Source organism: Bifidobacterium colobi, assembly GCF_018555455.1.
Taxonomy (GTDB): domain Bacteria; phylum Actinomycetota; class Actinomycetes; order Actinomycetales; family Bifidobacteriaceae; genus Bifidobacterium; species Bifidobacterium colobi.
The window spans coordinates 41162-53372 of the sequence record NZ_JAFEJU010000010.1 but is presented as its reverse complement, the minus strand read 5'-3'; the positions used below and the strand labels follow the sequence as shown (position 1 = coordinate 53372).

Sequence of the window (12211 nt, the reverse complement as noted above, 5' to 3'; positions counted from 1 at the left end):
CCACGTGTCAGCTGAAGACAAAAACAATCACAACCGACGCGTCTCACCTGCTCTCGCTCACAACATCGCATCATCACAACTTGCGTACTGCGGCTGATAGTTGTTCCAGAGACATTGCATTCAGGCGAAAATCAAACTGCGCTCCGGCCGCAGACAACGCGCGAGCTAGGCGAAACGCGAATTCAGCGCGAGAATCATCACTGGCAAGCGTGGTCGCTGTTGCCGTAAAAATCCTCCACCCATGACTGAGCAGCATCCCTCGCTTATCGTGATCGCGACTCCATTGCTTTTGATCCGTGCGATGCTGCTCGCCATCGTATTCGACCGCAATCTTATATTCCGGCCAAGCGAGGTCCAGCGTCATCTGCACACCGGAACCAAAAGAGGCATCCGGAACCGCGTAATTCATTGCAGGCTGCGGCACCCCATGTGCGGCGAGCGCGAGGCGCAGCCCGGACTCCTGAGGTGATGCCGACCCCGCACTAACGAGAGCCAGCGCCATAAGACATGTCCGCTTGCCTTTGAACGGCGGCAGTGCTCGCACACATTCGCCTAAATCACGGCACACAGTTTCCGCAGTGCGATTACATGCCAGCTTCGGCTGACTGGCGACAACAGTGACAATCGAATCACCCAGCACAATCAAAGATCGCATCGAGAGATGCTTCGCCATCTGTGCCCACACGTGAAACAGATCGAGCGCCCACACAAAGTTATTGACGCGAATCTTCTCCGCATGGCTGGCTGGCTTCCAAATATGCGCTTTTACCGTTGATTCATGCGCTCGAATTCTGCGTTCCTTCGAGTACGCAATCGTGTGCAACATAGTGGTATCGAGTGCACACTCTTGCATTCGCGGCAGCGGCACACATTGGAGTGCCAGCGATGTGGTCATGCCAAACAGCAGCTTGCGATTGAGCTGCCTCGCCTCTTGCGTGCATTGCTCTATGGTCTGGTCCCGACGAACTTTAAGGTTCTCTTTCATCGAACTTGAATTTGCATTGGTTGTTGAGTTCATGTTGCAACCGTAAAGGGCTGGGCGCGTATATGGAAGCTGAATCGGGGTATGTGGCACCAGCTTCCTCAACACGCCGTGACTTATGCACAATAAATGTGGATAAGTAGGCGAATGCGAATGGGAGGCTCGCGCGACGAGGCGGCGGCACGCAATAGGTGCGCTGGCGTGGCTGGCATAGCTGGCGATGAGATTTAAGGGACTACGTGCGCTATTGGGCGGGCCAACTCGGGGAATCCGATGCTCACCATCATGTTCGCACGACCAAGGCCGGGCCAACGCAAGGAATCCACATGCGCTATTCATGTTCACTCAGGCAGGTTCTCGAACGACCATGATCTCATCACGGAACAAGCAGGACAACGCAAGGAATCCGTGTCCACCATCATGTTCGCCCGCCCAGACCGGGCCAACTCGCAAAATCCTTTCCGAAAACCGTGTTCGCCCGCCCGGGACCGGGACACTATGGAATTTCGAACACTTTTTGCACAGTGGCCCGGTGAGGCATTTTGACCTATTTTTTAAGAATGGCGGAATTCCGCGGTTTTCCTTTTCAGGCGAGCGGGCCAACATAGCGCTTCTCTCCCAAACACCATTTTGGCCCGGAAGCGAGCGGGCCAACATGCATAATCACATGCGTATCTCATAGCGGCCCGCTATTCCACGGGCCAACTCGCAAAAACCGCATTCATTGCCGTGTTCGCACGCCCAAACCAGGCCAACTCGCAAAATCCCGGCTCGATATCGTGTTCGCCCGCGCACAGCCGGACGAGTGTACAGAATTCATCCTCATACCACGTTGGCCCAGAAGGTCTGCAGCGCTGATGACTACCCCTCAGTCGCCTACGGGCGCCAGCTCCCCTGACAAGGGGAGCCAGAGTTCCGGCTGAAATACGCGCGCTGCAAGGCCGGACCGACTTCCCCGACAAAGTGAGCCGAAGACTGCGCAAATCCATAGAGCACCCCATATGGCACCAGATCATTCAACAGTGCCAATTCACTTCCAGACTGCTATGCAATAGAAAAGCTCCCCTCCATCGAGGGGGAGCTATTAACTACCTAGACTCGGACGCTCTCTGGGGATGACTACCCCTCAGTCGCCTACGGGCGCCAGCTCCCCTGACAAGGGGAGCCAGAGTCAGGGGGCAACAGTGCCAATCCACTTCCAGACTGCTATGCAATAAAAAAAGCTCCCCTCCATCGAGGGGAGCTAGAGTTAGGGCGCGCGAGCAAATGGCGCTAGCTGCGACGGCGACGGAACTCGAGGTAGGCCAGGCCGGCCAGCACTGCGAGCGCGAGACCGCCGGCGATCAGGAAGCCAGGCAGGTTGTTGCGCACGGCCACGCGCAGATCAGGCATGGCGTAGTAGCGCTTCAACGTGTCGGACGCGTTGATCTTCGCGGTTTCGCTCGTGGCATGAGCCTTATCGGCGTTCAGCAGTTCGTCGGACGAGTAGACCTCATACTGCTCGGTTTCGGCGTTGTAGAACGGCACGTACTGGCTGTTCACCCCGCTGAAGGCCTTGGACGCGTCGCTGTTCGTAGCCGCATCCGGCTCGCTCGACGAGGAGTCAGAGGAGCTGGAGTCAGAGGAGCTGGAGTCAGAGCCAGTGCTTGCGGCGGAATCACCGGAATCCGCCGAGGAGCTGGAGTCATCCGACTCGCCCGTGCCAGACGCGTTCTCAGAACCGGAAGTAGATGAGCCATCCGACTTGGCGGAATCGCCCGCGCCCGAGCCAGCCTTGGCACCAGACTTGCCTGCACCCGCGGAATCTGAATCAGCATCAGCCCCGCCAGCCTGCACGCTGCTGATCGGGTCGGACTGCAGCTTGCCGGCGAGCGCCTTGGCCTTCTGGAACACCGAAGTGGACTTGCCAGTGGCGAACGGCGAGCGCTGCATGAACATCGCACGAGCGAAGCTGAACAGACTCGTGGACTCAGCGGCCGCACCGCCCTGCTCGAACAGGGTGTCGCCGGTCACGTAGTCGTAGCCGGCCTTGGCACCGTCGGCGTACTCGAACAGCACGTAATGCGATTCGGAATTCAGATTGTTAGTCATGTACGCGATGCCGCTGTTACGGAAGCTGTCCGGCAGATTCAGCGCATCGCCCAGGTTGAGCATCACACCGTCGGTGCCGAGCACGGTTTCGTACTGCTTGCCGCTCACCGAGTCGAAGATCAGCGAGTCAGGCACCACGTCGAGCGAACCGTCGACTGCACCGAGGCGACCGTTCTTCACAATCAGTCGCATGCGGCGGGTTGCCGAGGAGGACTGTGCAGTGCTGTTCGACTGTGCAGTGCCTGCAGCGTCAGCAGTCACAGACTCAGCGGAGTCGGACTGTGCAGCCTCTCCCCCAGCGTTTGCAGCATCGCTCGGGGTGGCATTATTCGCATCCGACTGTGCTGCATCAGACTGAGCAGTGCTGTCCGACTGTGCTGCATCAGACTGAGCAGCGCCATCAGACTGTGCAGTGCCAGACTGCGCAGACTCAGACTGAGCATTACCCGCAACATCCGCAGCATCACCAGCTGCGCTACCCACCTGACTGTACGAACCATACGACTCGACCGTGGCGCCGCCCAGCTCGAAGCTGCCCAGCGCCTTGGTCTCAGCAGCCCAGGAAGCACCGGATACAGTGCCCAGCTCGTTGCCGGTGGAGACGTCGAGGATGTGGCCGTCGGTGGTCAATGCCTTGCCGTCGTACAGGTGCACGAACGCGCCCGGCAGGGTGCCGGATGCACCCACTACGCCAGCGTCGCTGATGTAGTAGTAGCCCTTGCCGTAGGTCATCACATGGCGCTCTACGGACTCCGGCTTCACGGTGATGGTCTTGGACTTGACGCCATTGCTGACGGTGATCTTCAGGGCCTTGGCGAAGTCCCAATCCACGGTCATCGTGCGTGCGGTGATTTCGCGTGTGGTCGACGCGTCTCCGTTCAGCGTGACGCTCAAGCCACTGCCGGCGTCGGATTCCGCGGAATCCGACGCATTTGCATCCTCAGAACCCGTCTGCGCGACGGAATCACCGGAATCCGGCGAAGAAGTGGACGCGGAGGTGCCCGAGGAAGCGGACGCGGAGGCGCTCGACGAGGAGGTGCTCGACGCGGAGGCACCCGCAGCAGCGCTCAGGCCATCCACGGCATCGCCGCTGAACTCGAGGTTCACGCTGTTCACGCCGGAGGTGTACGCCTCCACCGATGGCAGCTCGACCGCGGCATCTGCGCGGCGCAGGCTGAACAGGCTTGCGCCCGCGGCCGCGTCACCCGGAATGGCGATGGCGGACTGTGCGTCCTGCAAGGCCACGCGGTATGCGGTCGGATCCTCGCCAGACGGCGGAATACCAGCGGCACCGGCAAGGCTCACGCCCGCGGTGTTGCCACGCATCCACACGTTCGGCATATTGCCGCCCGCCGGCATCGAGAGATCCCACGTCCATGTGCCGTTCGTATTGTTGGCGGCCGCGAATCCAATCGCCGTATAGTTCGCGGAATCGGCCAGATATGCGGAGTCCACCACGGAGGCCACATCCACGGCATTGCCGGAACCGTCCACACGGTTCGGCTTCACCGCGTCCGTAGCATCCTGATGCTGGATGTGCACGGAGTTGTGCACGCGCATCTTCACCGTGAGCTGCGAGCCGTCCGCACCGCCGATATCGAAGGCGGCCACGGATCCGGAGGAACCGGAACTGGATACGGTCACATCAGCCAGCAGAATGTTGCCGGTCCACTCACGGTAGTAGCGCTGCACGCTGCTGGTACCCACCAGGCCGCCGGCATTCGCGCCGCCGGTGATGGCCTGTGCGTCAGATCCGAGGCCGGCAATCACATTGTTGCTGATGTTCAGATCGTTGTAGCCGTTGGTGCCAGCCACCTGATCCCAGTAGCCGAGCACGCCGCCGGCGTTACCGGTGCTGGAAGTCACGGTTGCCTGAATCGAATTGTCGCTCAGCGTATGCTGCAGTCGGCCACGGTAACGGCCTGCGATACCGCCTGCGTTGCCGTTGGAAGCGGTCACCGTGGTGCCGCGCACGTAGGTGCCCTGCACATCGGAGTAGCCAAGGCCGATCACACCACCCACGTCCGCGCTACCGGACACGGTCACGTTCACCACGCCGCCGGTGTTGTTGGTCAGGCCTTCGGCGGACGCGTAGCCTTCGCCGTACAGGCCACCGACCGCAGTGTCACCGGTCACGGTCACGTCGCTAATGTAGTTCACATACGAGCCGCCGTTGCCGAGGTGGCCGGCCAAACCGCCCACGTCGCTGCCGCCGGTCACCGTACTGTTGCGCAAAGCGCTGTAGGTCACCGAAGCGCGGCTGTTGCCACCGACCAAACCGCCAACTTCCCGAGCGTTCGGCGCGTTGACGGTGATCTGCTCCGCGGTCACGTACTTCACCGGACCGGCCGCAGCCACGCCGCCCACATAGCCGGTGGCGTTCGGCGCGTTGACGGTCACATCCTTGATAATGGCGCCATTCACTTCCGACCAGTCGCCGGAACCGCGGATGCCACCAATCAGCGTGGCCGAGTTGGCATCGGTGTGCACGTTGATGTGTTCGGCGTACAGGGATGCGAAGTAGGTGGCCGAGCCTGCCAAGCCACCAAGGTTGGTGGAGCCGCCCATCACGTCGATGTTCGTGGCGCGCACACCGGTGATGTTGTAGAAGCCGTTCGCACCGCCGCGTATAGCGCCCACGTAGGTGCCACCGTTGACCTTGGCATCATCGATGACGATGTTGCTGCCGGACAGCGAGCCGCGCGCGAAGTCGGAGGTGGCGATGAAGCCCACGCCGTTGCCCTTGTGCAGATTCGTATTGTTCTGATTGATGCGCAGGCCGGTGATGTTCACATCGTGCACGGAGCCGACTGCGCTGCGGATGAACGCCACGGCACCGCTGTAGTTGGAGCTGGTGGCTCCGGCCGGCACCACGTCGATGGTGAAGTCCTTGACATCCACGTTGGCGAATTCAGTGTCGATGGAGTCGAACACGTTCGCGGAGTTGGCATCGATCGCATTGCCGTCCAGGTTCAGGGTGATGCCGGAGAGCGTCACGTGGCGGTCGGTCGGGCCTACCACACGGTTCGCCTGAATATTGCGGCGCATGCGGGCCGACTGGTCCGCGGTGAACGCAATATCCGTGGTGATGCGGTAGTTCTCGTCAGAGGTGGGGTCGATGTTGTTCCAATCGGCCACCGAACCGATCTGCTTGTAGAACGGCTGGTCGAGGCGCACGTCGGTTTCGGTGGTTGTCTCCTTGCCGGAGGCATCCGTGCCGGTGATCGAGGTGAGCGTGTACGCGTCGTAATACTTCTGCGCGGTCACATCCACCACCACATTGGAGGTCACGCCGCCCGGCTGCACCTGCTGGTCCACCACTGTGGCCTTGAGGTTGCCGAAGGTTACGGACTTGACCGTATAGCCCACCGGGTGGGTGATGTTGAGCACGAGTCGTGCGGAGGCGTCGGTCACGGTACCGGAGGTGGTGATGCCGGTCACGGTCACCGTGCCGCCGGTGTTCTCGCGCAGCGGCAGATCCACCTGACCGGGCAGCAGTTCGGTGGTGCCGGCCTTGTAGAGCTTCGGCAGGTTGCCGGCCGTCACGCCGCTCACGTCGAACTGGTCACCAAGCTGGATCGTGTCCGTGTAGGTGGTCGGATCGGTGAGCTGCTCGTAGGTGAGCACGCCGGTGGCGTCGGTCACGGTGTCCGGATCCTGACGGTAGCCGTTGACCAGCATTTCCGCGGCCGCATACGAGTTGGTCTTGGCGGCCACGTCGGCATCGTTCGCACTGCGGGCCACGCGCTTGCTCACGCTGTTGGCCGCGGCGGAAGTCATGTCGCCGGTGACCAGCAGGTTGCTGCCCACGCTGCTGGAGTTCACGCCGAACATGCCGGCCGAACTAATAGACTGGTGGAAGATGTCGCCGGTGATGTTGATCTTCATGTCGGTGAACGCATTGGTGGTCACGCCGCTGCCGGCACCAATCAGACCGCCGATGTTGCCGGTGGTGTTGATGTTCATCACGCCTGCGGCATATACGTTCTTGGCCCATGAGCCGGAGTTCAGGTTGCCGATCAGACCGCCGATACCGGCATAGATGAACGGGCCCTTGGTCCAGTCGATGGTCATCTTCAGGCCGGAGACGTAGCTGTTTTCCATGCTTCCGCCGCCGAGCAAAGTGCCGACCAAGCCGCCGAAGGTCCATGTCGCGGCACTGTTGCGATCGGCCGGATGGAAGGTCACGTCATTGGCGCCCACGTTGCGGATCACCGTGCTCTTGGCGACGGCGGCCAACGTGCCCTGGTTGTACGAGGTACCGCCGGTAAGCGAGCCGTTGATGGTGATCTTCTCCAAATGGATGTTCTCCAATACCGGCTGCTCGCCACCCGAGCCAATCTGGCTGGTCAGGATGATGCCGCGGAAGTTGGAGCCGGAGATGTTCTGGAAGTTGATGTTCCGAATCTGTCCGGTGACATTGTTGAAAATCGTCTGGTAACCAGCATTATTGGTGGCGTCAATGTACGCGTTGGCCACCGTATGACCGTTGCCGTCCAGAATACCGGTGATCTGCTTGGCGTAGATCAGCGAGGTATCCACACCGGTCATGTTCAGGTTGGCTTGAAGCTTGTAGTTCTCCGTACCGTCCTTGGCCACGTACTGGGCCCAATCGGTGTTGTTGGTGATGTACCGGAAGAAGTCCACGTCGAAGGTCTTCTCACCGGCCGCGTAGGTGCGGGTGATGTCACGGCCGCCCGTGTAGTTGTTGGCCACGGTCACCTTGGTGATGCTGTACTTGGATACGAAGCGCTCCGGGTTGGAGATGGCCACGCGCACCACCGTCTGGCGCAGACCCTGGGTCTGGGAGACGATCTTCACGTTGCCCATATCGCCCACGCCGATGGCTCTGACGGCACCGGAGCCCGGGTTGTTGAGCAGGATGTCCAAAGTAGCCGAGCTATCGTCGTGCTCCACCACGGTGATGGACTTGACTTCCACGGCTTCCGTATCGTCCACGTCCGGCAGTGCCAGCATCGGCTGGGATGGCATGACGGACGGCATGTGCAGGTGCGCGTAGTAGCCGATGTTGATGTAGTTGTCCGCATCGAACTGCACGCCATTATCCACACCGTTCAGGGTGCTGTTGTGGAAGTCCACATCGTTCAACGTCAGCTTGCTCACACGCTTGGCAAGGTTGGTGTTGCTGAAGTACGAGTTGGCAGTGTAGTAGACCTCGGAGTTGGCGGCCTTATTGTCGCCGTTGCGACCCACCACCGGACCGTAGGCGAACAGTTCGGAGCTGGTCGGTTCGCTGGTGATGGAGCTCACCATGTTGCTGGCGGTGCCCCAGTTCATGCCGACCAGTGCGCCCACCGAGGATTCGTCGTAACGGATATTGCCATTGTCCAGATCGGAACCGGTATGCCAGGTCGGCCAGATGATGTCGATGGTGGAATACAGTTCCTGAGCACTACCGCTGGCATTGTTGCCGCCGATGATGCCACCCACCTGCTTGTAGGCATCCGGGTTGGTGATGGCATACGGATCGTCCGTGCCGGTTTCGTTATCCTTGTTGAATAGGAACATGTTGTCGTTCGCGCGGCTGGCATCGAGCGCCGAACCGTACACGTAACCGTCGTACACCTTGCCGGAGTTGGAGGCCACGCCGTAGGCGGCCTTGTGCTTGGCCACGAGGCTGGCGGTGGCGTTAATCACGAAGTTGCGCAGCACGCCCTTGGACTCATTGTTGAGAATAATGCCGGCCACCGTATCGTTGCCGTACGTGCCCGCCGTGGATTCTGCGAACGTGACCATCGCATTTTCGATGACGCCCGCGTTGCTGAGCACGAAACCGGAAGCGTTGTCAACGTCGGAGGAATCCTTGATACCCGTGTTGAGCACGATGTTCTTCAGCGTGCCCTCGTTGCGCTCAAAGACCGCGCGGCGCGCGTTGGAGGCGCGGAAGGTCACGTTGTAGCCCTGGAAGTCGATCTGGCCCTTGAAGGCGCCGGTCACCGTGCCGGTGTCGCCCGCCTGAGTCAGGTCGAGGTCGGCGATCACCACGTAATGGCCGGTCGGGTTCTTGGCCACATCGTAGAGTTCCTGCGGCGTGGCAATATAGTTCACCTCATTGGAGGTGTCCACGTCGAGCGTGCCGAGCACGGTTTCCACCGGTTCGGTGTCGCCTGAGGAGCTGGTGGTGTTGTCGTAGATCACGAGCTTGACCGTGTACTGCTTATTGCGCGGCAAATCGATGGTCACGTCCTGCTCGGCATCGGTGATCAGCGTGGCATCCGCATTCATACGGTAGTCGTAGCGCTTGTAGAGCTTGCCGGAATCATCGTAAACGTCGAAGTAGTACTTCTTGTCTTGAATATGATGCTCCGGATCGGACACCGAGTAGCGGAAGGAGGTGGCCATCGAACCGTCACGGTTCGCCTTGATCTGCTTCAGCTTCAGCGAGCCGGTGATCTGTGAGGAGATGCGCTCCTGGAAGGATGGCGGGCTCGGGAACTGGTAGTTGAGCTGACGGGTGGCGTTGGTGAAGCCCTCGTTGTATTCGAGTGCGTAGAAGTCGAAGAAGTACGTGTTGCCGCCGGTCAGATTATCGATCTCGTAATCGATCCATCCGGCGTTCGGATCATCGCCGTTCTTGGTGGTGTTGATCTTGCGCGCGTCGATCACCTGATGAGCGTTGTCGGACACCTTCAAGCCCACATAGCCGTCTACCACAGTGCCGTCCGGATCCACCGCGCGCACCTTGAAGCGCACAGTGCCGCCGGCTACCACCTTGTCCTTGATCTGGATCAGGGCAGGCGAGCGCATCGTCTTGAATTCGGTCACGTTGTTCACCACGCGGATATCCGTGTAGTCAGTGGTGCCGTGATGCACTACGGAGGTCAGCGCGATCTTGTACACATGCTGGGAGAGCAGGCCTTCCAAATCCACGTGCACATCCTTGCCGGCGCGCAGGTCTTCGGCCGCGCTGCCATCCAAGGTCTTGGTGATGATTTCGTTGCCGTCTTCATCGTAGATGTGCATGGTGAGGCTCTTGATGAGCTGCACCAGGCGGGAGTCGGTCTGCGTCATGTTGACATGCAGCATCATGTCCACCGTGTTGGATTTCACCTCGTTGATGGTGGTCACGGTGTTGATGTAGCCGAGTGTGGAAAGCGGCACGGTCACGATGCGGGTTTCGAGCATCACCGCATCGCGGTCTCCCTGATTGTCGTTCAGATCATAGGTGGATTCGATGCGGATGGTCAGCACCTTGTTGGCATCCAGATCATCGAAACTTAAGGTCTGGTCGGACACGTTGCCGTTGAGCTCAACCTTCTTGATCTCATTGCCGGAGTCAAGGATCGTCATGCGATAGTTCTTGAGCTCCACCAGATCCGGGTTCTGCAATTGCACGCGCAGCTGCACATCGCTGATGCGGTTGGCCACTACGCGCAACGAGACGCTCGGCGCCTGCTTGCTGGTGCGCGTGGTGCCGGTGCCGCCGATGACGACGAGCTGGTTGCCGGAGCGGTCGGCAACGTGGATGGTGTAGGTCACGTTGTCCTGATTGCTGCTCAGGCGCTGGGCGGACAGCCAGTCGAATGCCTTGCCGGTTTTGAGGTTCGCGATTTGCGCGGCGGACAGGTTGAAGTTGATGGGATTGGTGTCCTTGTTGCCCTTGATTTCCACGGAGACCGTGTACATGCCGGCGATCGCCTCATCGCTCAGATCGCTGGTGACGGCGAGGCCTTTGAGCTGAATCTGCTTGGCGAACAAGTCACCGTTGGTGGCGGTGAAGGTGATCGGGTTGAGCTGGTCCACGCCCTTGGTGGTCACGGTCTGATCGGGCAGGGTTTTCTCCTGCTCCTTGCCGTTCTGGTCGGTGTAGTTGAGCACCGGGCGAATGGTGTAGGTGGTGCCGGCTTCGAGGTTGTTCAGTGTGAGCTTGCCGGAGGAACGCACGTATTTACGCATCACCATGCGGCCGTTGGCCCAAATCTGAATCTGGGCGCGGCTCTTGACCAAATGGCCTTGCGGATCCTTCAAATCCACGCTCATCGAAGCCGAGTAGACGGTGGAGTCGAGGTTGGAGACGGCGATGGACGGTTCCACGAAGCTGGTGTCTACGTTCGGCGTGCTCGGGGTGCCCTGGCCGTTGCCGGTGCCGTTGCCCTGCGCTGTACCTTGTGCGGTGCCGGTGGCCGGCGCGAGCGCGGTGTTGGCGGCTTGTGCCGTGGCTTGGGCGGCCGGGGTTTCGGTCTTGTTCTCCGCCGGCTGCTCCTCGTTCTTGGTTTCGGGTTCGGTCAGTGCCACGGTGCTGGTTTCGTTGCCGATTACACCGAGGTTTACGAGCAGCGCATGCCAGCTCAGCTTCTGATCATCGATCTTGACTTTGCTGGTTTTCTCAAGGTCGGTGATGGTGTGCATCACCAGTCGGCCGTCTTTGGTGGCCGTGTAGTAGTGCAGCGACTGCTCCTGCGGGTACAGAATCGCGTTGGATGGGATCGTGTACACGTTGCCGAGCGTGGTGATGGTGAACGGCACGGAGTTGATGTAGGCGCCGGAACCAGTGCCGTAGAACAGGTAGGTTTCCGGTTCGGCGGTGGTCTTGAAGCGGTCGTAGAGCGTGCCAGCGGTCAGAATACGGCCCTGCTCGACTTCATGGGTTTCCCAATAGGAGTCGTACAGCGTGCCGGTGGATGAAAGGAACTGCAGCGCCTGATCATCATTGAAGAACTGCGGGAAGCGCAGATTGATCTGCGTATCCGTGGCACCCAAGTAGTACTTGCCGAGGCGCGAGAAGATCTCATCGTTCGCGTTCACCTTGGTCATCTGCAAGGTGCGGTCGGACTTCTTGGCGTCGGCCAAGCGGGTTTCCAGATCGGTTTGGGAGATCACATAACCGCGGTAGTCCACCGTGCCTTCGGGCACGAATCGGGTCAGATGCATAATGAACAGGCCGGCCACCACGGCGATCACCAGTGCGATGAGCACAATCATGCTGCCGCGGCGGGTGTCGCGCGTCTCCTGATCGACTTCGGTGTTGCCATTGCGGCGCAAACGCTGCCAGAAGCCGCCCTTGCCATTCGCATTATCCTGCTCGTTGCCGCCCACTACAGTGCCGGCAAGCTCGCTCATATTCGGCGACGCCGTGAACTGGTCGCTGTTATTGTTTCCTGCCATTGCCTCGCTCAT

At 60.1% G+C, this 12211-nt stretch carries 2 protein-coding genes; both read right to left on the bottom strand.

The annotated features are described in order from the left end of the window. Window positions 1–73: 73 nt before the first annotated feature. Window positions 74–1018 (bottom strand): hypothetical protein, encoded by a 945-nt coding sequence (locus tag JS530_RS10145; protein ID WP_240541193.1) that lies wholly within the window; start codon window positions 1016–1018, stop codon window positions 74–76. A gap of 1236 nt (window positions 1019–2254) precedes the next feature. Continuing rightward, entirely contained in the window at window positions 2255–12199 is a 9945-nt protein-coding gene (locus JS530_RS10140) for a beta strand repeat-containing protein (RefSeq protein WP_214377046.1), read from the bottom strand. Window positions 12200–12211: the final 12 nt, after the last annotated feature.

What these genes read in the sequence shown, in the direction of transcription:
- JS530_RS10145 (WP_240541193.1), bottom strand. Translation starts at nt 1,018, where the DNA reads ATGAACTCAACAACCAATGCAAATTCAAGTTCGATGAAAGAGAACCTT.
- JS530_RS10140 (WP_214377046.1), bottom strand. Translation starts at nt 12,199, where the DNA reads ATGGCAGGAAACAATAACAGCGACCAGTTCACGGCGTCGCCGAATATG.